The sequence below is a fragment of the Enterococcus florum genome (genome assembly GCF_004309355.1).
GTDB classification, from domain to species: Bacteria; Bacillota; Bacilli; order Lactobacillales; family Enterococcaceae; genus Enterococcus_A; species Enterococcus_A florum.
Map to the genome: position 1 here is coordinate 201,237 of NZ_BJCC01000001.1, position 24,119 is coordinate 225,355.

Genomic DNA, 24,119 nt, shown 5'->3' on the forward strand with positions numbered 1-24,119 from the left:
TCTTTCAATTTAATCCTGCTACCCAACGATTATAGGTTTCAATCGTTTTGGGATATACTTCTTTTTCGTTTTCAATCAAATGCTGCAGCGTATGCTTTGTTTCAAAAGCAACCGCATTGTCCAAATCGATGAAGGCAATCTCACGGGCATCCTCCACTCCTGGAAAAACACGATTTGGTTCAATGTAATCGGCCACATAAATGATTTTGTCCAACAGGCTCATCTCTGCTGCACCCGTTGTGTGCAGTCGGATAGCCGTAAGAATCTCCTGGTCTTGAATCTTCAACTCGCGTTTCACAAAATCGGCACCGACGATTCCATGCCAGATAGCATTCCCATAGCGCAACAATTCCGCCTTATCTGCGTAGTCTCCCTGCTCGATTGCCAGTTGAAATTCCTCATCGGAGCGTTCCTTGGCATAATCATGGGTCAAGGCTGCAAGACTTGCTTTCTCCACGGACGCACCATAATGCTCTGCTAATGCAATTGCTGTTGCCTCTACTCCCAGAACATGTTGAAAACGTCGCTCGCTCATGCGCATTTGGACTGCCTGCATCACATTCTCACGATCCGATGCAGTATAAGTCTCGCTATGCTTCATTTAAATACAACCCTTCTTCTTCGATGTATTCCCGTACCTTTTCAGGAACCAGATACCGAATCGAACAGCCCTGGGCAACCTGTTTTCGAATGTAGCTTGAGGACAGCTGGATTTGAGGAACATCCACCCAAATTATCGGATAAGGACTGTCTATCTCGTATCCAGGTCGTTTTACCCCAACAAAATTTACTAATTGGGCCAGCTCATCAATTTTGTGCCATTTGGGCAAATACTCTACCTGGTCGCCGCCAATGATGAAATAGTATTCTGTATCAGGATTTTCTATCTTCAGTTTTTTCATCGTATCAACTGTATAACTTTTCCCTTTTCGATCTAAATCAGTGGTATTGATCGTCAAATGAGGATTGTCTTCGATGGCCAATCGAACCATATTCAACCGGTGTAAACTATCGATAGTTTGTTTTTCATCGATATGCGGCGGCAAATAAGACGGAAGAAATTCAACATGATCAAAGCCCAATTTTTGGCCTACCTGTTCGGCAATCATTAGATGTGCAAAATGGACCGGGTTAAAATTCCCGCCAATCAGCCCCACCTGCTTCTTCGGTCCGCTCAGATCAACCACTGCAACTGTCTCAGGAACGGTCACAACTTCACTATGATACAACGTTGTCTCCTCCAATCAGATTTTTGTTACTTCACGAGAAATCTTTTGATAGTTTTCCTTCGAGGATGGTTTGTATACAACCAACACGCGTCCAATGATCTGTACCACTTCACAATGGATCTTTTCTTCCAGAACATCAGCAACTTCTTCAGCTAACTCGTCCGTATTCTGCAGCAAACTGACTTTGACCAGTTCCCGTTTTTCAAGTGCTTCCTCAATCTGCACAATGACTGCATCATTCAATCCATTTTTCCCAATTTGGAAAATAGGCTGCAAATGGTGCGCCTGACTACGTAAATACCTTTTCTGCTTACCTCTTAATGTCATCATATCTCCCTCATCACTTAAATCAATGCCTTTCTGATCAACACATCGACGCCTTTAGGTGCCCAGCCCGCGATTACAGCAGGTTTACTGATCGTCACCCAGCCTAACCCAGCAAAGACGATATCGGTTTTTTCTTTGATCGAAAATTCGAATCGAACCAGCTCTGGAAATTCAGCGACTTCGTCTGGACGGGGCGGCTGAAGCAATCCACCAATGTGTTTTTGATAAAAGGCATCTGCTTTTTCTAATTTTGTGCGATGGATCATCAAATCATTGGACACGTAGGCAACAAAGGCACTTCGCTCTCCTTGAATAAAGTCAAAACGCGCCAATCCTCCTAAAAACAACGTTTGTCCTGAATTTAGTTGATAGGTTTTCGGTTTGATTTCTTTATGCGGTGCAATGATTTTCAAATCCTTTTTTCCTAGATAGTGAGCCATTTGATGACGATGAATAATCCCTGGTGTATCGATTAGAAAATGTCCATCGTCCAATGGAATCTCAATTTTATCTAAGGTCGTCCCTGGAAATTGCGAGGTGGTGATCAGATCTTGTACACCAGCAGTTTGTTTGATGATTTGATTGATCAATGTTGATTTCCCAACATTGGTCACACCAACTACGTACACGTCACGACCCTCACGATACTCCTCAATTTTATCAAGCAGTTCTTGCATTTGATGCGCTTTGCGTGCACTCGTCAACAAGACTTCGACAGGACGCAATCCTTCTTCGTGTGCACGTTCGCGCATCCATTGGGTAAGTCTATTTTTTTTCAATGATTTTGGCAAAATATCGACTTTGTTCCCTACTAAGAGGACTGGATTGTCGCCAATAAAACGATGCAGTCCCGGTATCAAAGACCCGTTAAAATCAAAAATATCAACCACATTAACGATCAGCGCATCGGTTTTTCCTAATTCATTAAGCAAATGTAGAAAATCATCGTCTGTTAGCGATACATCTTGAATTTCATTGTAGTGCCGCAAGCGGAAACACCGTTGGCAATAGACCTCGCCATTTTCTAGCCCCTTTTCTAGTGCAGACGGAGGGGTGAAGCCGATCTCTTTCGGATTCTTGGTTTGTATTTCAGCACCACAACCAATACAATAAATTTCCTCTTCCATTTACAGCCCACGCTTCCATATCATATCTGGATGTTTTTTCAATAAATAAGTCATCACTCTGCGCTCAAAAAAGCGGTTGATCCGTGTATTCCAATTATCAGTATCAACAATTGGCTGGACAAGGATACTGCGAATCCCTGCAGCATTTGCCCCACGAATATCTGTCATGATTTGGTCACCGATCATCACGATCTGTTCCTTTGGCAGTTCTAACGTTCTCTGAGCGTGCTTGATTCCAGCCGAAAATGGTTTCATTGCGCGAGAGACATAATCCAACTCAAAAAGCTTGACCGCTCGCGCCACTCGACTTGATTTGTTGTTGGAGACCACAACGACCGGAATCTTTGCCGCGCTCATCTCTTTTAGCCAGGCTAACAGTTCAGCAGTCCCGTCTGGGTTATCCCAAGCAATCAATGTATTGTCTAAATCAGTCAGAACAGCTTTGATCCCATGTGCTTCTAACTGTGCTGGAGTGATCTGATAAATGGCTTCGACCATCCAGGTTGGTTTGTAACTTTCTAGCATACTTACTCCTTGTTTATCCTAAAAATTCATTCATCTTAACTGTGTTTTTTTCAATTCATGCCCCTTCATGCAATGGTCAAAAAATTGACTTCTACAAAATTTCATTATAACGCAGATGCGTTAAAAACTCCACTTTTCTAATCAAATCCAAGCGTATCCCTTATTTTCTAACTCAACGAAATAAATATACGTACAAAAAAGACTAGACAATCGCCTAGTCTTACAAAACCTTTGATAAAAAATCGATCGTACGCGCATTTTTAGTTTCCTCAAAAACTTCGATCGGTGTTCCTTCTTCCATGATAATCCCGCCATCCATGAATAAGATTCGATCGCCAACTTCTTTGGCAAATCCCATTTCATGAGTCACGATCACCATCGTCATTCCTTCTTTGGCCAACTGCTGCATAACGGCCAATACATCCCCGACCATCTCAGGATCTAGTGCAGAGGTTGGTTCATCAAAAAGCATCACGTCTGGTTGCATCGCCAATGCTCTAGCAATAGCGATCCGTTGCTGCTGACCGCCAGATAACGACTGCGGATAAGCATCTGCTTTGTCAGAAAGGCCGACTTTTTTCAAAAGCTCCTGTCCAACAGCCTCAGCCTCTGATTTCGACAACCCTTTGACTTTAATGGGAGAAAGGGTAATATTGTCCAGCACGGTCATATTAGGAAATAAGTTGAATTGTTGAAATACCATGCCCATTTTTTCGCGTGTTTTGAAAATATCGTTTTTCTTATCTGTAATATCCGTTCCTTCGAACTTAATTTGTCCAGAAGTGGGAATTTCTAATAAATTGATGCAACGAAGGAAAGTACTTTTACCTGAGCCAGAAGGACCGATCACTACAACAACTTCTCCTGCAGTGATATCCGTTGAAATATCTTTTAAAACCTCATTGTCGCCAAAACGCTTATTCAGGTGTTCAATTTGAATCAATGTTTCACTCATAATGCTTGCCCCCTACCTTTGATATCCTTTGCCGAGCTTCTTTTCCCACAAATTCAATAATCTAGAGGTGGCAAAAGTCATGACAAAATAAATCATAGCGGCAATAAAATAAGGCTCTAATGGAATGTATGAATTAGAGATAACAATTTGCGCAGATCCCATCAACTCGTTGATTCCAATCGCAGTCAATAAGGACGAATCTTTGATTAAGGTAATAAACTCATTTCCAAGCGGTGGCAAAATATTTCTTAGTGCTTGAGGCAAAATCACATAGCGCATCGTCTGTGCTGGACGCAAGCCTAATGAATGAGCTGCTTCCGTTTGACCAAAATTAACCGCAATAATCCCCCCTCGAATAATCTCAGCAACATAAGCCCCTGAATTTAATGAAAGTACAATCATCCCAGGCAGTAATCTTCCGAGGTCAACGGTTAGAACGCCTACCTCTAAATCTCTTGAAGGAAACAATCCTTGTAAAAGCAAAAAACCAATCATGATCTGCAAAAGCATCGGGGTGCCGCGAAGCACCTCGATATAAATATTTGCCAACCAGTTCAGTGGTTTTTTCTTTGATAATTTCATTAGTGCCATAATCAACCCGATCAAAGAGCCCAGCACAACGGTAACCAAGGAAATCAAAATCGTGATCCCAGTTCCCGAAACAAAATAAGATAAGTATCTATCTAAAAATGAAAAATCCACTCCGATTACCCTCTATTCTTTAGCAGCTTTCTCAGCAATTTCATTATTCTTTTGAACAAACTCTTCAATCTTGCCCTCGTCGTTTAATCGTTTGATCGTTTTATTGATTTCTTTCAGCAAATCATCGCTGCCATCTTTTGGTACAGCGATCGCATAAGCTTCATCATCCTTTGATTCCAAAGCAACATCTGCAATCATCAAATCCGAATTTTGAGCCACATAAGACTCGGCGATGGTCTTTTCTAAAACCATTGCATCTAATGAGCCTTGGTTGACTTCTACGATCATACTTGGGACCTTTTCGATCGAAACCAATTTAGCATCAGGCAGTTGTTCCTTGACAACATCTTCCTGGATTGATCCCTTTTGTCCACCAACATTTTTGCCAGCAAATGCATCGATACTCGTTAAAGTATCCTGATCTTTTTTATTGATAACAATCACTTGAGGCGGGTTGTAATAATCATCTGAGAAGCCGAATTGTTCCCGACGCTCGTTGGTTGCTGAGAGACCTGCAACAGCGATGTCTGACTTTCCTTCTTTAAGAGATGCTAAAACTGTATTGTAGCCCATGTCCATGATATCTACTTTAACACCTAAATCTTTCGCTACTTCTTCTACTAGGTCGATATCTGCACCAACCACCTTGTCTTTGCCATCAATCATCGTGTGAAACTCGAAGGGGGCAAAGTCAGCTGATGTTGCTACTTTAAGTACTCCAGCCTCTTTGATTTTTTCCAATTGATTCTCAGCATTGTTTGCTGAACTGGTAGAATCTCCAGTACTGCTATCTCCGCCACCACAGGCAGCTAGAGTGAATAATGCAAAAAATGATACTGCTAAGCCGGTAATTTTTTTCATCCTATTTCCTCCTAAATAATCATTCTTTCTTTCGAATGCATTCATTATAGCATGTTTCTTACAAAACGCGAGTAAAATGTTGTATATTTATCTATTTTAAGCAAAATATAATGTATAAAAATTGCTATTGATCTGCTTGTTCCATCAACTCACTATTTTTGTCGACCATTTTTTCAATGTCCCCTTGTTCTTTCATTTCACTGATCAATTTGTTTAGTTCTTCCACAAGTTTAGGATTGCCTTTAGGGATAGCAATCGAAAAGGAATCTTCTTTCATACTTTCTAGTGAGATATCTGCAATCATCAGCTCTGGGTTTTGATTCACATATGAGGTCGCTATGGTTTTCTCTACGACAAGAGCATCTAAAGATCCATTGTTGACCTCAACAAAAATATTTGGCAACTTTTCGATCGAAACTAATTTTGCATCCTTCAATTGATTTTTGATCACATTTTCTTGGATCGTACCTTTTTGAGCACCCACCTGCTTGTCAGCAAAACTTTCGGTTGAAGTAAAGGCTTCTGCATTTTTCTTATTAATCACAATGACTTGTGGAGATGTATAATAATCAGTAGTGAAATCAAAGCTTTCTTCCCGTTCCGGCGTCACTGATATAGCCGAAACGGCGATATCGGCTTTCCCCTCTTTCGCAGCCGCTAAAACATTATTGAAGCTCATGTCCATCCACTTCACTTTCACATCCAGCTTTTTTCCGATCGCCTCAACCAAATCAATATCCGCACCAACAATCTTGTCTTTTCCGTCAATTTTCGTGTGAAACCCAAACGGTGCATAATCAGGAGAAGTGGCTACTTTGATTTCTCCAGCTTCTTTGATTGAATCGAGCTTATCCTCCGCTGATTGATTCCCACAACCTGCAAGTAAAAGACATGCTGCTCCCAACAACATTATCCCTATTTTGTTCTTCATTCTCCTACCTCCATTTTGACTGATTGGAGTTAGTATAGCATATTATTTCAAAAAATCCACTATTTTATGTATATTTATTTATTTTTCCAATAAAAGAGTATAAAAAAACAGCAGAATTTCTGCTGTTAAAACTTTCTAAATCGATTGTAACGTTGCTCGAGTAATTCTGCTGTCGACTGTTTTGTCAATCGTTGAAGTGTCTCGATCAATGATTTTTGAATCATCCGAACGACCTTTTCCTGTGTCAGTGGGTTCCCCCGAAATGTTTCTGAAATGACCTTATCAATGACTGCCAGATCAAGTAGTTCAGCTGCAGTGATTTTCATCAAGGCCGCGGCTTCGTCTGCCCGCTTGCCATCTTTCCAAAGTATTGATGCAAAGCCTTCGGGAGAAAGTATAGCATAAATACTATGCTCCATCATCCAGACCTCATCCGCCACTGCCAGCGCCAATGCACCGCCGCTGCCACCTTCACCTGTAACGATCGAAATGATCGGAACTGTAAGATTTGACATCTCCATTAGATTACGTGCGATGGCTTCTCCTTCGCCTCGTTCTTCAGCCTCAATTCCGCAAAATGCTCCTGGTGTATTGACTAAGGTGATCACAGGACGTCTAAATTTTTCTGCTTGTTTCATTAATCGAAGTGCTTTTCGATAGCCTTCCGGATTTGGCTGACCAAAGTGACGATCCATATTTTCCTTCAGATTGGCACCTTTTTGGATTCCAATTACTGTGACCGGTTTTCCGTCAAGATAGGCGACGCCTCCAACGATCGCCGGATCATCACCGAATAAACGATCGCCATGAAACTCTTGAAATCCCTCGAATACTTTTTCAACGATATCCAGACTGGTCATTCGATCAGCTGACCGAGCTAATTTTACTACTTCACCTGCTGAAAGAGTCATTCGTCACACCATCCTTTTGTTTGATGAAGGTCCAGCAACTCTACTAACCTTGTTCGAAGCTCTAATCTAGGTACGATTTGATCGATAAACCCATGTTCCAGTAAAAACTCAGCCTTTTGGAAATCTTCTGGTAGTTTTTGTCGAATCGTTTGCTCAATCACTCGTCTCCCAGCGAAACCAACCAATGTTTGCGGCTCAGCTAAAATAATGTCGCCTTCCATTGCAAAACTGGCAGTTACTCCTCCTGTTGTAGGATCAGTCAATACTGTGATATATAACTGCCCTGCTTGATTGTGCCGTTGAACGGCCGCGGAGATTTTCGCCATTTGCATAAGAGAAAAAATGCCTTCTTGCATCCTTGCACCACCGGATGCTGTAAATAACATGACCGGCAAGTGGGCTTTCGTCGCTTTTTCAAATAGGCGAGTAATTTTTTCGCCTACCACTGTTCCCATGCTTCCCATGATGAAATTCGTATCCATCACGCCGATTGCCACTTCTCGTCCTTCGATCATGGCTTTTCCGGTCAGAACTGCTTCATCCAATCCAGTTTTTTCTTTCATACGTTGAAGCTTTGCTTCATAATCAGGAAAATCGATTGGATTGCGTACAGGCAGTTGATTGTCCCATTCTTCCAAGCTTTTTTCATCTATTGTAATGGCTAAACGCTCCCATGCACTGATACGGAAACTGTAGCCGCAGTGCGGGCAGACCTTTTCCTCACCCATTTCCTTTTTGTACAGTGTCCGTTTGCAGTTCGGACACTTGGCCCACATGTTGTCTGGAACAGAGGGTTTGCTGGTGGGAGAGCCATCGCGATTAGGATTGATGCGAATATAGTTTTTCTTTTTGTTAAAAAGGCCCATCTACTTTCCTCCTACTCGCTTTGCTGCCATTCCGGTAAAAAGGTATTTTGTAAAAAGCTGGTATCATAATCGCCAAATAAAACATTGGGATGGCTGATCAGATCCATTTGAAACTCTACGTTAGTGATTACCCCATCAGAAACGAATTCTCCAAGGGCACGCTGCATTTTCATTAGTGCATCCATTCGGTCTTCCCCATGAACGATGATCTTTGCAATCATTGAATCATAATATGGAGGAATTGTCACCCCGCTATACATGGCGCTATCGACACGAAGTCCCAGCCCACCGCTTGGTAGCAGCAGCGTTTTGATCTTGCCAGGTGATGGTGCAAAATTAAATGCTGGATTTTCTGCATTGATTCGACATTCGATCGAGTGTCCTTTGAATTCAATATCATTCTGTTGGAGCCCGATCGGTTCTCCTGCTGCTATTTTGATTTGCTTTTTGACAATATCGATTCCGGTAATCATTTCTGTGATCGGATGCTCTACCTGAATTCGGGTATTCATTTCCATAAAATAGAAATGACCTGCCGGGTCTCGTAAAAATTCAATCGTTCCAGCACTTTCATAGTTTACTGCCTTGCCTGCCTTAACTGCGATCTCACCCAGCATCGTCCGTTGCTCGTCATCAATAACGACCGAGGGTGCTTCTTCCAACACCTTTTGATTGTTTCGCTGCAGTGAACAATCCCGCTCGCCAAGATGAATGACGTTTCCAAGCTGATCGCCAAGTATCTGAACTTCAATGTGCCGGGCCGGAAAGATGATTTTTTCCAAATACATGGAGTCGTCACCAAAAGCTGCCTTGGCTTCAGATTTAGCAGATAAAAAGTTCTTTTCAAGTTCTGATCTTTTCAAAACCTTTCGAATCCCTTTTCCACCGCCGCCTGCCGCTGCCTTCAGCATTACAGGATACCCCACAGCATCAGCAATTTGCTCTGCTTCTTCTAACGTTGTGATGGCACCGTCGCTTCCAGGAATCACAGGAACACCCGCATCTTTCATTAGTTGACGAGCATGTATTTTGTTTCCCATCGCATCGATCGTCTTTTCACTCGGGCCGATGAATGTGATATTACACTCTGCACACATCGTTGCAAACAAACTATTTTCTGATAAAAAACCAAAGCCAGGATGAATCGCCTCAGCATTCGTCACGATCGCTGCACTTAAAATCGCCTGCATATTCAAATAAGAATCTGTAGAACGAGCAGGTCCGATGCAGATCGCCGCATCAGCCATTTCAGTATGCAACGCTTCCTTGTCGGCTTCCGAGTAGATTGCGACCGTTTCGATTCCCAGCTCTCTACACGCACGGATAATGCGAACCGCGATCTCTCCACGGTTCGCAATTAAAATTTTTGAAAACATAGACATCTATCCAATCATAAAAGTAAGTTCAGCTTGAGCTACTTTTTTTCCATCCACATAAGCGATTCCTTTTCCACAGCCAGCATTCGATCGAACTTTGGTCAGTTCAACTTCAAGCACCAATGTATCCCCAGGAACTACCTTTTTACGGAATTTAGCTTTGTCGATTCCGCCGAAATAAGCAGTTTTGCCTTTGAAATCTTCTAGTGACAATAAAGCAACCGCTCCGGCTTGAGCCATTGCTTCAATGATCAAAACACCTGGCATTACTGGTTCATGTGGGAAGTGTCCTTGGAAAAATGGCTCATTTACAGAAACATTCTTTTTTGCCTTAATCGTCTTACCGGGCTCTAATTCTTCCACCCGATCAATCAGCAACATCGGATAGCGATGAGGAATGATCTCTTTGATTTCTTCTATTGTCAACATATTCTTTCGCTCCTTTTTTATCCAATACGGAATAACGGCTGGCCGTATTCAACAACGTCTTCATTTTTGACCAGCACTTCAAGGATCGTCCCGTCGTATTCACTAACGATTTCGTTCAAAAGCTTCATTGCTTCAATGATACAGACGATCTCTCCCTTTTTTACTGACGAACCGATCTCTTTAAAGACTGGTTTGTCCGGTGAAGGTTGAAGATAGACAACTCCCACGATTGGCGAGGTGATTACTTCTCCGTCTGTTGCCGCAGGTTCATGCTTTTCTTCCACATTCTGTTCTGTTATAGCTGACTGAGCGTGTGCTTGAACCGGAATTGCTTCTTCGACAGTAGGTGACGGATTTGACACGTGTCGGCTGGTCTTATTTTTATTCATATATAATTCGAAACTACCTTCGCGCAAATCAAATTCAGTTAACGAAGAAGCATCGAATCGCTCCAGCAATTCCTTAACTTCCTTGATATCCATTGTTTAAGCCTCCCAGCGCTTCATACAGATGACCGCATTGTGTCCGCCGAAGCCTAAAGAGGTGCTAACTGCATAATTTACTTCTGTTTCTATCGCATCGTTGACTACGATGTTTGCTTGGATCTCTGGATCCACTTCGTTAATGTTCGCTGTTGGCGGTATAAATTGGTTCTCTAATGCTAGTAATGAAGCGACCGCCTCAATACCACCTGCACCGCCCAAAAGATGTCCAGTGAGTGATTTCGTACTGCTTACATAGGCGTTTTTAGAAAGCGCCTGTTCGATCGCCTTGCTCTCTGCCTTATCGTTAGCTTGTGTACTGGTCCCATGAGCATTCACATAGTTCACATCTTCTGGCTGAATCCTTGCTTCTTCAACAGCCGCTCTAATTGCTCGTGCTGCTCCTTCACCATTTGGATCTGGCGCAGTCATATGGTAGGCATCACAAGTTGCTCCATAACCGACAATTTCACCCAGAATCGTTGCCCCGCGTTGCTCCGCGTGCTCCAATGATTCTAAAACGATAACACCAGCACCCTCACCCATAACAAAGCCGTTCCGATCCGTGTCGAAAGGAATCGATGCTCGAGCAGGATCCTTCGAATCGCTTAGAGCAGTTAATGCCGCAAAGCCGGCAATTCCAATTTTATTGATACAAGATTCCGCACCGCCTGCTAAGATCACATCTGAATAACCATGTTTAATATTGCGGTAAGCTTCTCCGATTGAATGCGTGCCGCTGGCGCAAGCTGTAACCGTACTTGTACAAATGCCTTTTGCTCCTACACGCAAAGCGACATTGCCAGCCGCCATGTTCGTAATGGCTAACGGAACAAACATTGGTGAAACACGATTTGCGCCTTTTTGATCCATACGCAGCACCTGATCTTGGATGGTTCCCAAACCGCCGATCCCAGAACCGATCATGACTCCAAAACGTTCCATATCTTCTTTTTGGGTATCGATCTGACTCATTTCCAGTGCTTCCAAAGCAGCGTAGATCGCAAACAATGAATATTTTTCCATTCGTTTCGTATCTTTTTTGACAAAATACTTTTCTAAAGGAAATTCTTTGACTTCAGCAGCTACGGTAATTCCAGTTTCCGAAGCATCAAACTGTTTGATCGGTCCGATTCCATGTTTGCCTTCTTTTAAATGATTTAAAAAGGTTTCTTTGTCATTGCCAATGGGTGAAACAATACCATATCCGGTAATTACAACTCGGTTCATTTCGTTCAGTCCTTTCTTTACATGACCATTCCGCCATCAATATTGATAACCTGTCCGGTAATATAGGAGCTTTGTGCTAAGAATACTGCTGCTTGAGCTACATCTTCTACTTGACCATAGGTTTTTAGAGGAATTTGTCCTTCGATCTGTTCTTTGACTTTGTCGCTTAGCTGGTCTGTCATTTCTGTTTCAATAAACCCTGGCGCCAGCGCATTACACGTAATTCCACGTGGAGCTACTTCGCGAGCCACTGATTTTGTAAAACCAATCACACCTGCTTTGCTAGCTGCATAATTGCTTTGTCCGACATTCCCGATCTGCCCGATCACACTTGCCATGTTCAAAATCACTCCGCTGCGTTTTTTCATCATTTGTTTTAAGACCTGCTGGGTCATATTGAACGTTCCCAGCAAATTAATCTCAAGACAGCTGGAAAACTCTTCCGGCTTCATCCGCAACAGCAACTTATCGTTTGTGATCCCAGCATTATTGATTAGGATATCGATCGTCCCTAATTTTTGATTGGCTTCTTCGATCATTCTTCCTGCATCCTCAAAAGAACTAATATCACCACAAACAGCGATGCATTCAACACTATTTGCTTTTATTTCTTCTATTTTTTCAGTGGGAATTTCTTTTCTTCCATTTAAAACAATGTTCGCACCTTGTTTAGCAAAGGCTTGAGCAAGCCCCCAGCCGATTCCTCGACTGCTGCCAGTAATAAAAACATTTTTATTCGTTAGTTCCATTGGTACCTCCTAAAAAGCTGATGGTGTCCTGCAATGTTTGACTATTTTCCACACGAGCAGATGCGATCGAACGATCAATCTTTTTGATAAAGCCAGTCAAGGTTTTCCCTGGACCAATCTCAATCATTTGTTGGATGCCCATCTCTTTTAGCGTGGAAATACTTTCACTGAAACGAACGGGTGACATGACTTGAGCTGTCAACAAGTCGACAATATCTTCTTGCGGCATGATCCTTGCTGTCGTATTTGAGATTACTGGGATGACCATCGGATGAAAATCAATGGTCTGAAGTTCACGATTCAACTTTTGACTAGCGGACTGCAGCAAAGCAGTATGAAAAGGACCGCTCACATTTAACGTGATTAATCGTTTTGCGCCGGCCTCGTTTAACAGGGCTTCTGCTTTTTCGACTGCTGCCACTTCACCGCCAATGACGATTTGTTGAGGAGTGTTATAATTTGCTGGAGACACGATCCCAAATGCTGAAGCTTTTTGGCAACATGCTTCAACCACTTCAGCTGGTGTATTCATCACCGCAACCATTTTTCCACTTCCCGATGGCACTGCCTCACTCATAAAGCGGCCTCGTTTTTGTACAAGCTGGACTGCATCACTAAATTGTATCGCTTTTGAAGCTACCAAGGCAGTATATTCGCCTAAACTAAGTCCTGCGGCTGCATCCGGTAAATGTCCAAGTTGTTCCAGGACTCTCAAAAAGGCCGTGCTGACAGTCAAAATTGCCGGTTGTGTGTACTTTGTTTCATTCAAATGAGGATTTTCTTCAAAGCATAGGTCGGCCATCGAATAACCCAAAAGATCACTTGCTTCTTCAAAGGTTTCTCGAACAACTTGTTCTTGGTCATACAACTCTTTGCCCATCCCAATGTACTGGGCACCTTGTCCGCTAAACAAAAATGCTGTTTTCATAATTTTCTCCTTATAAAAAGGTATTGATTTTACTTGATAAAAGATAAGGAAAGGCCAGGCTTGCGCCTCGCCTCTCGATCGTTTATGCGTTTTGTTGTTTTTCTACGTATTCAACTAAGTCTTTCACAGTAGCAATACCATCTTCTGTTTCGATCTTTACATCAAATTCATCTTCGATTTCGTTAATGATTTGGAAAAGATCCAAGCTGTCTGCCTCAAGATCCTCTTGAATATTTGTCGTCAATTGTACTTCGTCTTTTTCAACACCTAGTTCTTCTACGATAATGTCTTGAATTTTTTCAAATGTCATGAGTTGATTCCTCCACTGATTTTACTATTTGTTTTTTATTTGTATACAGGCACTACAAACGAACTAAGACATTGCCCCAGGCAAGTCCGCCGCCGTATCCTGTGAATACCGTATTTTGTGTACCATCCAAACGAATCGTCCCTGCTTCAACTAGCTCATCCAACAAAATCGGAATACTGGCTGCCGAGGTATTGCCATAATTGGTCAAATTAATTGGAAACTTCTCAAGTGGTTCTTTCAATTTTTTAGCCATTTTTTCAATAATCCGACGATTTGCCTGATGGAAAAGATAATAATCGACAGAATCACTGCCAATACATTCTTTCAGACTTGTCGTGACATCATTCATGGCAAAATTCCAAATTCCACGCCCATCCATCGTTAAGCCTCCTTGAGACTCCTCCTGATAAAACAAAGAGTTGGTTGGTCTATGTCCCGAAACTAAGGACTTGGAACGACGCCCGTCTGCATTGAGGTTTTGTTTAGTAATATAAGGTTCGTCCGCAGCTTCAATCAAAACACCCGCTGCCCCGTCACCGAATAGAACGGCAGTGGATCGGTCTGTCCAATCGATTAGCTTAGAGGTTTTTTCTCCTCCTATCACTAGTCCACGTCGCTGCCCGCTGCGAATAAAATTTTCCGCAGTCGCGACCGCATAGACAAATCCGGCACACGCAGCTGAAAGATCAAAGGCCATCGCACTGCTTGCTCCGACCGCACCTTGAACTATACAAGCTACTGATGGACTAGTATAGTCTGGCGACATCGTTGCTACGATGATGAAATCGATCGTTGCAGGATCGATGTTTTGTTCTTCGATCAATTTTTTTGCTACTTGTGTACACAAATCAGAGGTGTTCTCTTCTTCAGCGATGTGTCTTTGCTTGATCCCTGTACGTGACTGGATCCATTCATCCGATGTGTCGAGCCATTGAGTCAAATCATTATTGGTGACAACTTTTGAAGGTAAATATCGTGCTGTAGCAACGATTCTGCCAAATTGTGACTTACTCATTTGATCTCCTCTAAATATTCATATAGATTCTTCAAAGCATGCAAAAAGACTTCCTGCTCTTCTTGATTCAGATCCTTAATCGCACGTTTGACCATTTCCCGGTGAAAGTGCTGATGGATTCGAAAAACCAGCTTGCCTTTTTTGGTCAGCGCCAGCTTAACTACGCGCCGGTCATCCTCACTGCGAATTCGCTCAACATAGCCTTTTTTTACCAATCGATTGATCGAGGTTGTTAGCGTCCCAACAGTGACTAACAGTTCTCTAGCAACTTCCGTCGTAGTCTTTTTTTTGTACATCCCGATCGCGTCGATCGTATGCATCTCTGTGATCGTCAAATCGCTGAATCGCGACTTTTTCAATTCCGTCTCTTCAATCGACAAAACATCGTTGAAGATCGTAACGAGATAATTATTCATTTCTTCCCAATTGTGTTCCATAAAACCTCACCAATTAGTTTGACATTCAAATCATTTGATGTTCAAACTATATCTTATTTTATTTTTGATTGCAAGTTCATTTCTGCATTTTATTGAAACTTAAACTTTTTTTATCGTGGCCGTTAACCCGATAAATAAACTTTGATAAGCAAAATATTTTATTCAGAAATTTTCCATAAAAAAGCCCCGCCAGTCACCAGCTTACTGCGATAACTGCGGGGATGTATTCATAATCATTTCATTGAAAAAGCGGCTCTCTCCGTTTTATTGAATCAAGTCATAAATCTCCATTGCGACAATGTCGATGTTGTCGAATTGGTAAGATTGTTTGCTGTCACTTTCAGTTAGTTCGAATGTTTCTGTAGTGTTGTCAAAAGTCACCGTACACTTTTCAACGCCATCCTTCTCAAAACGGCGAACTTGTACTTCATTATCAGTCGATTCAGTCATCGCTTCCAAGCGTTTAATAATGGCAACTAATTGCGAATGTTTCATCTAGATGCCTCCCTTCCAATAGTTCTGTATTATTGTAACAAATCACATACTAACTTGCATTGATTTTCACCAATAATTTATGATTTTTTCAATTATTTTTATTTCCTTTCGGCCACCATAGTTTGATCAGCGCCTGAGTCCCGTCTTCATCGTAACCCTCTTCTGACAATTCCTCATAGAGCTTCAAGGCCAAAGCTGTTCCAGGTAGTTCAAGCGACATTTTCTCCGCTTCGTCCAGCACGATCTTCAAATCTTTGATAAAGTGTTTCACGAAGAATCCAGGAGAATAATCCTCATTGAGAATTCGCGGACCGTAATTGGCCATAGACCAATTGGCTGCTGCACCTCCACCAACGACATCCAGTACGTCGGCAATGTTTAATCCAGCTTTATCGGCATAAGCCATCATTTCGGACATTCCGATCATCGTTGCAGCAACCATAATTTGATTAGCCATCTTCGTATGCTGCCCACTGCCGGAAGGCCCTTGTAAGCGCACGGATTTCCCCATCACTTCGAATAAAGGCAGAACCTGTTCAAAGGCAGTCTGATTTCCCCCGACCATTATCGTCAAAGTAGCATTTTTAGCACCTAGATCCCCTCCTGAAACAGGAGCATCTAATGCCTCAGCCCCTTTTTCAATGGCCATTTGCTGAATTTTTTTGGCTAGTGTGGGTGTCGAAGTGGTAAGATCGACCACTATTTTTCCAGAAACATCGTTAGAAAAAATTCCTTCGGTCCCAAAATAAATTTCCTCTACATCACTTGGGTAGCCTACCATTGAAAAAATGATATCCGATTGTTCAGTGACCTTCGCAGGAGTATCTTGCCAAACGGCTCCTTGTTCCACTAGCTCGTTTGCTTTGCTTTTTGTTCGATTGTACACGTTTAACTGATGTCCAGCAGTCATCAAATGTTGAACCATCGCTTTGCCCATCACACCAGTTCCGATAAATCCGATTCTCATGATCATTCTCCTTTCGAACACTAAAAATAAATCCATCTCTAGTATACATGAAGAGATGGATTTAAACGTTACTTATCTTCTAATTTTTTCAGTGAAGCGATCTTCACTCTCACTCTTTCCACCGGACGTCGCTGGCTGATCGGGCGCTTCACTGGATTATCTTGATAATAGGCGTGCATTTTAAGATAAAATTCTTCCATATCTGCACCAAATCGTTCAGCCGATATTTCATCAAGCTTCCGGCTTTTTAATTCTTCCGTCATCTTATAATCCTGATCGATATAAGACAACAGCGTTTTTGAAAACTCTTGGTCACTTTCAAAGGTTGCTCCTAAGCGCTCATCATCCAGCAAAGCGTATAAATAGTCGTTTCCTTTCACTACGCATTGCACCCCTGAAGCAATCGCTTCAGCATAGGTCAATCCTTGTGTTTCAGATGAGGAGGCACTGACGAAATAGTCAGCAGCTCGATAGTAAATCGGTACTTTCTCATGAGGAATCTCCCCTGTGAAGCGAACGACATCCTTTAGTTCCAATTGCTCAACTAATTCTTCTAAGCCTTCGCGAAAAGGCCCTTTTCCCACAACTACCAGCCGCGCTTCTGGATGACATTGCAGGACCTCAGAAAATTGCTCGACGATCGTCTGAATATTTTTTTCATACGACAGCCGACTCAATGATAAAATCATTAACTGATTCGAACAAATCCCCAAATCACTACGCAAATCTTGAACCATACGTTCCGTTATATCCGGCCGGTTAAACTGTGAAATATCAATCCCTGTAGGAATGACCCTCATCGGAATTTCGACTCCATAGCGGCGCATGGTCTTGACCACCCGTTCACTCGGACAAACCACACCCGTTGAATGGTTGACAAAAAAGCGAATAAAATGTTTGACATGGGTGGGCCGCACAACTTTGCCATTGGCAATGTAATGCAAGTAATCCTCATACATCGTATGATAGGTATGGATGACCGGGATTTCCAGACGTCTTCCAACCATTTTCCCTAAAACACCCGCGCCGAATTCAGTGTGCGTGTGAATTAATTCTAATTGCAATTCTTTTGCAATTTTATAAGCAAACCACATACCACGAACTACAATTCGCCGATCTTTAAATGAGACAAATGGAACACTAGGCATGCGTACGATATCCTTTTCAAAGTCCTCGGCCTCCGGATCAGTCGTCGTGAAAATATAGACCTCATGTCCTCTTTTCTCTAATTCCTCTTTCAAGGTTTTAATCGATGTCGCAACACCACTCACTTGCGGAAAATAGGTATCCGTAAAAAAACCGATACGCACCTTAACTCCTCCAAACTATTTAATGACTCTTTGATAAATCGCCGTATCAAAGGTTTCGCCTAATACTTTCTGATAGACAGCCTTCAACTCACGGCCAATTTCCATGATGCTTTTACTTTGCGCAGTTCGAAATCCATTTCTGGTCAAATCAGGGACTTCTTGCTCGACTATTTTGGAAATCCACAGACAGAAGTCCTCGATCGAATTACCCATGTAACAATTTTTTTGATTCTCCATCCATTGGTGGTACACAGGAATATCTCTCAACAAAACTTGTTGTTGACTTGCCAGCGCTTCTAGAACAACGATGCCTTCTGTCTCCTCATAGGAAGGAAAGAAAAATAAATCAGCTCCTGAGTATGCCCCTTCGATCACATCCCCGTCAATATAGCCTGGGAATATTACATTTTTTGGATGGTCATATTTTACAATTTTTCGAATTTTAGGCGGGACTGAAAACATCGGGACATCACCAAACCAAATAAAGGTGTACTCTGGTAGTTTTTTGGCGATCGTAACAAAGTCAATCAGACCTTTTCGCTCAAAAAACAGACCGACACTGATAATTACCTTTTGATTCCTTGTTAAAGAGAAATACTCACGAAATTTCTGTTCTTTCTTTGAATCTGGATAATAGCGTTTTAAATCGATGCCATTAGAAATCGCAGCAATGGGCTGATTTAAACCATACCCCTCCAACAATTTTTTCGAGTATGGAGTCGGCGTTATCAGATGATCCCCTTTCGAATAGAGATAGACTAACCATTTTTTGACAAATGGTGCAGCCTGATTCGAACCAATAAAGGAGTTTCGAAAATCTTCTTCCGTTGAATGGGCATGGTAAATAATTTTTTTTCCTAGACGCTTTGCTCGATGAATCAATGAAATGCTTCTTGGACCATAAGTATTAATGTGCAAAATATCATAATCTTCGTCGTTAGGGTCTAAAGTGAATTTGATTCCGACAGAAGCCAGTGCTCGCTTTTGATGCTCCAAGGCACGGCCAATTCCAGATCTGCCAATAACGGACTGTCCTTCAAAATACAGCAATATCTTCATTTCGATACCCCACCTCTCTAAACAGCACATTCATTATACCATAGGCGGTTTGTTTTTTTATCGAACGAAAGTCTTAATTTTGCAAATGACAACTCTCCTTTTTGTAGACAAAATTGAAAAAACACCGTCTGTTATCAACAGACGGTGTTTAGGAACACTTATTTTACATATTGTTCAACCAACGCTACAACCTCTTCCATTGTATCGCAGTCGTTTAATGCTTTGTCAGCTAATTCAGCCATCTCAGTAGTGGTCAGACGTTTCATCAAACTACGTGTCTTCAAGATAGAAGTAGCACTCATTGAGAATTCGTCTAGTCCCATACCCATTAAAATTGGCACAGCTGTTTGATCGCCGGCCATCTCACCGCACATTCCAGCCCATTTGCCTTCTGCATGTGCTGCATCGATAACATTTTTGATCAGACGTAAGATCGATGGGTTATACGGTTGATACAAATAAGATACCCGTTCGTTCATGCGGTCAGCTGCCATTGTATATTGGATCAAATCATTGGTTCCAATACTGAAAAAGTCAACTTCTTTAGCGAATTTATCTGCCAACACTGCTGCTGCTGGAATTTCGATCATGATCCCTACTTGGATCGTGTCGGAAACCTTGACACCTTCGTTAACAAGCTTTTCGCGCTCTTCATTGTACATCTGTTTAGCTGCACGGAATTCTTTCAACGTTGCTACCATCGGGAACATGATGCGCAGATTCCCGTACGCAGATGCGCGCAACAACGCACGTAACTGCGTGCGGAACATTTGGTCACCTAATTCTGACAAGCTGATACGCAACGCTCTATAACCTAAGAAAGGATTCATTTCATGAGGCAATTGCAAGTAAGGAAGTTCTTTGTCGCCGCCGATATCCATCGTACGAACAACAACAGGATGCTCGCCCATGCCTTCAAGTACTGCCTTATATGCTTCAAATTGATCTTCTTCCGAAGGGAAATCAGGTGCATCCATGTATAAAAACTCTGTACGGTATAATCCGATTGCTTCAGCACCATTGTTGTGTACGCCTTCTAAATCTTTCGGAGTACCGATATTAGCTGCTAACTCAAAATGCTTGCCATCTGCAGTCACTGTTTCAGCATCCTTCAGTTTTTCCCACTCTGCTTTTTGAGCAGCGTAAGCTTCACCAGCCTTCACAAATTCTGCCGCTTGGTCATCGGTTGGGTTAACGATCACTTCCCCAATGATTCCATTAACAGCCAGCATATCGCCTTCGTTTACTTTAGAAGTGATTTCCATCGTTCCTACGATCGCAGGAATCTCCAAGGAACGCGCCATGATTGCAGAGTGTGATGTACGTCCGCCGATATCCGTAACGAAAGCCTTCACGAAGTTTTTATCCAATTGTGCGGTGTCGCTTGGTGTTAAATCATGGGCAACAACGACAACTTCTTCATCAATCATCGATGGATTTGGCAATTTCACATTTAACAAATGCGCCATTACACGTTTAGTCACGTCACGAATATCAGCAGCCCGCTCTTGCATGTAAGCGTTATCTTCCATTGCCTCGAACATACCGATGTACATATCAGTGACTTCTTTCAATGCTGATTCAGCATTGACTTTGTTATCTTGAATATGTGTTTTGATTTGACCGATCATTTCTGGGTCAGACAAAACCATTAAATGTGCATCAAATACTTGTGCTTCTTCTTCACCTAAGCTTTTTGCAGCTTTATCCCGAATTTTTTCAAGCTCTGAAGAAGAGGCTGCTAAAGCGTCATCAAGACGTTTTTCTTCAGCAGCTGTATCTTCGACAGTTTTCTTTTGGAAAGACAAATCCGGTTGTACTAGCAAGTAAGCTTTCGCAACGGCAACTCCGTCGCTAGCGGCAATACCTTTTAGCATTTCAACCATTATTCAGATAGTCCTTCTTTCTTCATAGTTTCAACGATTGCTTCCATCGCTTCTTTTTCGTCTGCACCATCTGCAGAAATCGTTACATCAGAACCTTGGCCAACACCTAGAGACATTACTCCCATGATTGATTTAAGGTTAACTGATTTTCCTTTATACTCTAAGTTGATGTCAGAGTTAAATTTGCTTGCAGTTTGCACTAAAAGTGTTGCTGGACGTGCATGAATCCCTGTTTCTGCTACTACGTGAAAATCTTTTTTTTCCATATTGACCGTTCTCCTTTGTACAAGAAAATATTTTTTATGCTAGAACCCAAGCGATAAACCTTATCATCTCAAGTCCTTCATTCCTAAAGATTACCATTTTTTGGTTTTTGTTACAACAATTTTAGGTGAATTATTTCTATAAAATGTATGCCCTTTCTTAAAATAGAGCTATCTTCAAAAAAGAATCAAGGTATCCTGCGTTTTCATTTATCGTTACATAACAGATTTATTCTTTTTTTAATCTTTTTATTGAAAAAAGGTTCCTGTTAGCACTCGCAGACGATGAGTGCTAAAAATTGAATCCATTTGCTTGATTTTATTCCAAAACCACGTATAATATTAGTTAAGGTCAGAGAACGTCAAAGTTTTGACCTGCGTATCTTTTTACGAAAGTCTATTTGAAGATGTACAATAGAAAAAAAGGTGAAAGGGTGAATGCAATGCTTTGCCAAAATTGCCAGCAAAATGAGGCAACAATCCATTTATATGCAAATGTGAATGGTCAGAGAAAACAATTGGACTATTGTCAAAGTTGCTATCAGAAATTGAAAAATCAAGCAAATGGAGGTGCTCCGCGAATGGCAAGTAATGATCCATTTGGATTCGGCAGTCTGGATGATTTATTCCGTTCCATGTCGCAACAAATGCAGCGTCAAGGCGGTCCAGAACAAATTCCGCCTACCCAATTTGGCGGTGGAAACAATTTTAACGGCCAACCCCCTCGCGGGAATGCCGGAGGCGGACTGCTTGACGAGTTCGGCATCAATATAACAAAACAAGCACGTGAAGGAAACATCGATCCAGTCGTCGGACGAGATGAAGAAATTCAGCGTGTCATTGAAATTTTAAATCGCAGAACAAAAAATAATCCCGTACTGATCGGAGAACCTGGAGTCGGTAAAACAGCCGTCGTTGAAGGCTTGGCACAAAAAATTGTCAACGGAGATGTTCCGCAAAAATTAATGGAAAAAGAAGTCATCCGTCTAGATGTAGCCTCCTTGGTTCAAGGAACGGGGATTCGCGGCCAATTCGAAGAACGAATGCAAAAGTTAGTTGAGGAAATACGTTCAGCTGAAAATATTATTCTGTTTATCGATGAAGTTCACGAATTAGTCGGTGCTGGCGCTGCTGGCGATGGAAATATGGACGCTGGAAATATTTTGAAGCCCGCATTAGCACGAGGAGAACTTCAGATGGTTGGTGCAACGACGCTAAACGAGTATCGAATCATTGAAAAGGATGCTGCACTCGAACGTCGCATGCAGCCAGTTAGAGTCGATCAGCCAAGTGTGGAGGAAACCATCGAGATCTTAAAGGGTCTTCAGCCACGTTACGAAGATTACCATCACGTGAAATATACTGAAGAAGCCATCAAAGCGGCAGCAGAGCTTTCCAACCGCTATATCCAAGATCGATTTTTACCCGATAAGGCTATCGATCTGTTGGATGAAACAGGGTCTAAAAAGAACCTAACGATCCAAATCGTCGATCCTAAAACGATTGAACGAAAATTGACAGAGGCCGAAGAACAAAAACAACTTGCTTCGAAAGAAGAGGATTTTGAAAAGGCTGCTTATTACCGTGATCAAATAAACAAATTGCAACGCATGAAGGAACGTCAATTGAGTGATGAGGAAACACCTGTCATCACAGAAAAAGACATGGAATCAATCGTTGCAGATCGCACGGGGATCCCCGTTGGTGAACTGAAGGAAAAAGAACAAACGCAATTAAAAAATCTTGCTGATGACTTGAAGAAGCATGTAATCGGACAAGATGAAGCTGTCGACAAAGTGGCTAAAGCGATTCGTCGAAATCGGGTCGGTTTGAATAAGAAAAATCGTCCAATCGGTTCTTTCTTATTCGTAGGTCCAACAGGTGTTGGAAAAACGGAATTAGCCAAACAATTGGCCTATGAAATGTTTGGTTCACCAGATTCAATGATTCGTTTTGACATGTCTGAATACATGGAAAAACACAGTGTCTCTAAATTGATCGGTTCTCCTCCAGGTTATGTCGGTTACGAGGAAGCAGGGCAATTAACGGAAAAAGTTCGTCGAAATCCATACAGTCTGATTTTGCTTGACGAAATCGAAAAGGCTCATCCTGATGTGCTCCACATGTTCCTGCAAATACTTGATGACGGTCGCCTAACAGATGCACAAGGTCGAACGGTCAGCTTTAAAGATACCCTGATCATCATGACCAGCAATGCTGGAACTGGTAAAATCGAAGCCAATGTTGGTTTTGGTGCTGCACGTGAAGGAACGACTCGCTCGGTTCTGGGTCAATTAAAAGATTTCTTTGCACCCGAATTCTTAAACCGTTTCGACGGCATCGTTGAATTCAAAGCATTGACCAAGGAAGGCCTGATGGAAATCGTTTCGTTGATGATCGATGATGTAAACAATATGCTGGCAGATCAGAAGCTGCATGTTGATGTACCTGACAATGTCAAAGAAAAACTGGTGGATCTTGGTTTCGATCCTTCCATGGGGGCTCGCCCGTTGCGTCGGACGATCCAAGAAAATATCGAGGATGGCATCGCTGAATTCTATTTAGATCATCCGTCGATCCATGATTTAAAAGCAAAATTAGATAAAGAAGGAACAATCGTGATTACTTCTAAACCTGAGCGCTTGGTAAAGGAAAACACGAAAGAGTAAACGATTAGCTGAGATGAAAAAACATCTCAGCTTTTTTAAACCATTATTCTTCATTTTTTGTGATTTTTTTTATATAATTA

The 24,119-nt window shown here is 42.0% G+C and carries 27 protein-coding genes; 1 reads left to right on the top strand and 26 read right to left on the bottom strand.

The genetic code is table 11. The annotated features are described in order from the left end of the window. Window positions 1–4 precede the first annotated feature (4 nt). The 26 genes from yqeK to NRIC_RS01165 all read right to left on the bottom strand — a co-directional run bounded on the left by yqeK (window position 5) and on the right by NRIC_RS01165 (window position 21,373). Entirely contained in the window at window positions 5–601 is a 597-nt protein-coding gene (yqeK, locus tag NRIC_RS01040; protein ID WP_146620833.1) for a bis(5'-nucleosyl)-tetraphosphatase (symmetrical) YqeK, read from the bottom strand. Further along, a complete protein-coding gene (locus NRIC_RS01045) occupies window positions 591–1,211 on the bottom strand; it encodes a nicotinate-nucleotide adenylyltransferase (RefSeq protein WP_227873701.1) in 621 nt (206 codons plus the stop codon). Before NRIC_RS01045 ends, yqeK begins: the two co-directional genes overlap by 11 nt. Before the next feature lie 33 nt (window positions 1,212–1,244). Then, entirely contained in the window at window positions 1,245–1,556 is a 312-nt protein-coding gene (gene yhbY / locus NRIC_RS01050; protein WP_146620887.1) for a ribosome assembly RNA-binding protein YhbY, read from the bottom strand. 17 nt (window positions 1,557–1,573) lie between these two features. Further along, on the bottom strand, window positions 1,574–2,683 hold the full coding sequence (gene yqeH, locus NRIC_RS01055; protein ID WP_146620835.1) for a ribosome biogenesis GTPase YqeH: 1,110 nt from the start codon (window positions 2,681–2,683) through the stop codon (window positions 1,574–1,576). Continuing rightward, the gene (locus tag NRIC_RS01060) at window positions 2,684–3,208 is read right to left on the bottom strand and encodes a YqeG family HAD IIIA-type phosphatase (protein WP_146620836.1); all 525 of its coding nucleotides are present in this window, start codon (window positions 3,206–3,208) and stop codon (window positions 2,684–2,686) included. Between the two features lie 220 nt (window positions 3,209–3,428). Then, window positions 3,429–4,163, bottom strand: a complete 735-nt coding sequence (locus tag NRIC_RS01065) for an amino acid ABC transporter ATP-binding protein (RefSeq protein ID WP_146620837.1) — start codon at window positions 4,161–4,163, stop codon at window positions 3,429–3,431. 12 nt (window positions 4,164–4,175) lie between these two features. Continuing rightward, complete coding sequence (locus NRIC_RS01070) at window positions 4,176–4,865, bottom strand: amino acid ABC transporter permease (RefSeq protein ID WP_146620838.1); 690 nt, start codon at window positions 4,863–4,865, stop codon at window positions 4,176–4,178. Between the two features lie 12 nt (window positions 4,866–4,877). Further along, window positions 4,878–5,726 carry a transporter substrate-binding domain-containing protein gene (locus NRIC_RS01075; protein WP_146620839.1) on the bottom strand — a complete coding sequence of 283 codons (849 nt, stop codon included), beginning with the start codon at window positions 5,724–5,726 and terminating at the stop codon, window positions 4,878–4,880. A gap of 124 nt (window positions 5,727–5,850) precedes the next feature. Beyond that, window positions 5,851–6,657 (bottom strand): transporter substrate-binding domain-containing protein, encoded by an 807-nt coding sequence (locus NRIC_RS01080; RefSeq protein WP_146620840.1) that lies wholly within the window; start codon window positions 6,655–6,657, stop codon window positions 5,851–5,853. Window positions 6,658–6,782: 125 nt separating this feature from the next. Then, window positions 6,783–7,568 carry an acetyl-CoA carboxylase carboxyl transferase subunit alpha gene (locus NRIC_RS01085; RefSeq protein ID WP_146620841.1) on the bottom strand — a complete coding sequence of 262 codons (786 nt, stop codon included), beginning with the start codon at window positions 7,566–7,568 and terminating at the stop codon, window positions 6,783–6,785. Then, window positions 7,565–8,434 carry an acetyl-CoA carboxylase, carboxyltransferase subunit beta gene (gene accD, locus NRIC_RS01090; RefSeq protein ID WP_146620842.1) on the bottom strand — a complete coding sequence of 290 codons (870 nt, stop codon included), beginning with the start codon at window positions 8,432–8,434 and terminating at the stop codon, window positions 7,565–7,567. Before accD ends, NRIC_RS01085 begins: the two co-directional genes overlap by 4 nt. Window positions 8,435–8,445: 11 nt before the next feature. After that, window positions 8,446–9,810, bottom strand: a complete 1,365-nt coding sequence (locus NRIC_RS01095; RefSeq protein ID WP_146620843.1) for an acetyl-CoA carboxylase biotin carboxylase subunit — start codon at window positions 9,808–9,810, stop codon at window positions 8,446–8,448. A gap of 6 nt (window positions 9,811–9,816) precedes the next feature. Continuing rightward, window positions 9,817–10,236, bottom strand: coding sequence for a 3-hydroxyacyl-ACP dehydratase FabZ (fabZ, locus tag NRIC_RS01100; protein ID WP_175579964.1), 420 nt, complete (start codon window positions 10,234–10,236; stop codon window positions 9,817–9,819). A gap of 20 nt (window positions 10,237–10,256) precedes the next feature. Then, window positions 10,257–10,721, bottom strand: coding sequence for an acetyl-CoA carboxylase biotin carboxyl carrier protein (gene accB / locus NRIC_RS01105; RefSeq protein WP_146620845.1), 465 nt, complete (start codon window positions 10,719–10,721; stop codon window positions 10,257–10,259). A gap of 3 nt (window positions 10,722–10,724) precedes the next feature. Then, complete coding sequence (gene fabF, locus NRIC_RS01110; RefSeq protein ID WP_146620846.1) at window positions 10,725–11,951, bottom strand: beta-ketoacyl-ACP synthase II; 1,227 nt, start codon at window positions 11,949–11,951, stop codon at window positions 10,725–10,727. A gap of 17 nt (window positions 11,952–11,968) precedes the next feature. Further along, window positions 11,969–12,700 carry a 3-oxoacyl-[acyl-carrier-protein] reductase gene (gene fabG / locus NRIC_RS01115; RefSeq protein WP_146620847.1) on the bottom strand — a complete coding sequence of 244 codons (732 nt, stop codon included), beginning with the start codon at window positions 12,698–12,700 and terminating at the stop codon, window positions 11,969–11,971. Then, the gene (gene fabD / locus NRIC_RS01120) at window positions 12,684–13,628 is read right to left on the bottom strand and encodes an ACP S-malonyltransferase (RefSeq protein WP_146620848.1); all 945 of its coding nucleotides are present in this window, start codon (window positions 13,626–13,628) and stop codon (window positions 12,684–12,686) included. Before fabD ends, fabG begins: the two co-directional genes overlap by 17 nt. Before the next feature lie 82 nt (window positions 13,629–13,710). Next, the gene (locus NRIC_RS01125; protein WP_146620849.1) at window positions 13,711–13,938 is read right to left on the bottom strand and encodes an acyl carrier protein; all 228 of its coding nucleotides are present in this window, start codon (window positions 13,936–13,938) and stop codon (window positions 13,711–13,713) included. Between the two features lie 52 nt (window positions 13,939–13,990). Next, entirely contained in the window at window positions 13,991–14,953 is a 963-nt protein-coding gene (locus NRIC_RS01130; RefSeq protein ID WP_146620850.1) for a beta-ketoacyl-ACP synthase III, read from the bottom strand. Then, the gene (gene fabT / locus NRIC_RS01135; RefSeq protein ID WP_146620851.1) at window positions 14,950–15,390 is read right to left on the bottom strand and encodes a fatty acid biosynthesis transcriptional regulator FabT; all 441 of its coding nucleotides are present in this window, start codon (window positions 15,388–15,390) and stop codon (window positions 14,950–14,952) included. The genes NRIC_RS01130 and fabT overlap by 4 nt, the downstream gene beginning before the upstream one ends. A 264-nt stretch (window positions 15,391–15,654) precedes the next feature. Beyond that, on the bottom strand, window positions 15,655–15,885 hold the full coding sequence (locus NRIC_RS01140) for a YkuJ family protein (RefSeq protein ID WP_146620852.1): 231 nt from the start codon (window positions 15,883–15,885) through the stop codon (window positions 15,655–15,657). Between the two features lie 88 nt (window positions 15,886–15,973). Then, window positions 15,974–16,852 carry an NAD(P)-dependent oxidoreductase gene (locus tag NRIC_RS01145; RefSeq protein ID WP_146620853.1) on the bottom strand — a complete coding sequence of 293 codons (879 nt, stop codon included), beginning with the start codon at window positions 16,850–16,852 and terminating at the stop codon, window positions 15,974–15,976. A 68-nt stretch (window positions 16,853–16,920) separates the two neighbouring features. Beyond that, entirely contained in the window at window positions 16,921–18,162 is a 1,242-nt protein-coding gene (locus NRIC_RS01150) for a glycosyltransferase family 4 protein (RefSeq protein ID WP_146620854.1), read from the bottom strand. A gap of 15 nt (window positions 18,163–18,177) precedes the next feature. Then, complete coding sequence (locus tag NRIC_RS01155) at window positions 18,178–19,221, bottom strand: LTA glycolipid anchor biosynthesis glycosyltransferase, IagA/BgsA family (RefSeq protein ID WP_146620855.1); 1,044 nt, start codon at window positions 19,219–19,221, stop codon at window positions 18,178–18,180. A 158-nt stretch (window positions 19,222–19,379) separates the two neighbouring features. Then, a complete protein-coding gene (ptsP, locus tag NRIC_RS01160; RefSeq protein WP_146620856.1) occupies window positions 19,380–21,107 on the bottom strand; it encodes a phosphoenolpyruvate--protein phosphotransferase in 1,728 nt (575 codons plus the stop codon). Then, complete coding sequence (locus NRIC_RS01165) at window positions 21,107–21,373, bottom strand: phosphocarrier protein HPr (protein WP_146620857.1); 267 nt, start codon at window positions 21,371–21,373, stop codon at window positions 21,107–21,109. The genes ptsP and NRIC_RS01165 overlap by 1 nt, the downstream gene beginning before the upstream one ends. Before the next feature lie 440 nt (window positions 21,374–21,813). Between NRIC_RS01165 and NRIC_RS01170 the strand changes: the two genes are divergently transcribed. Further along, the gene (locus NRIC_RS01170) at window positions 21,814–24,039 is read left to right on the top strand and encodes an ATP-dependent Clp protease ATP-binding subunit (protein ID WP_146620888.1); all 2,226 of its coding nucleotides are present in this window, start codon (window positions 21,814–21,816) and stop codon (window positions 24,037–24,039) included. The last annotated feature ends 80 nt before the right edge of the window (window positions 24,040–24,119 follow it).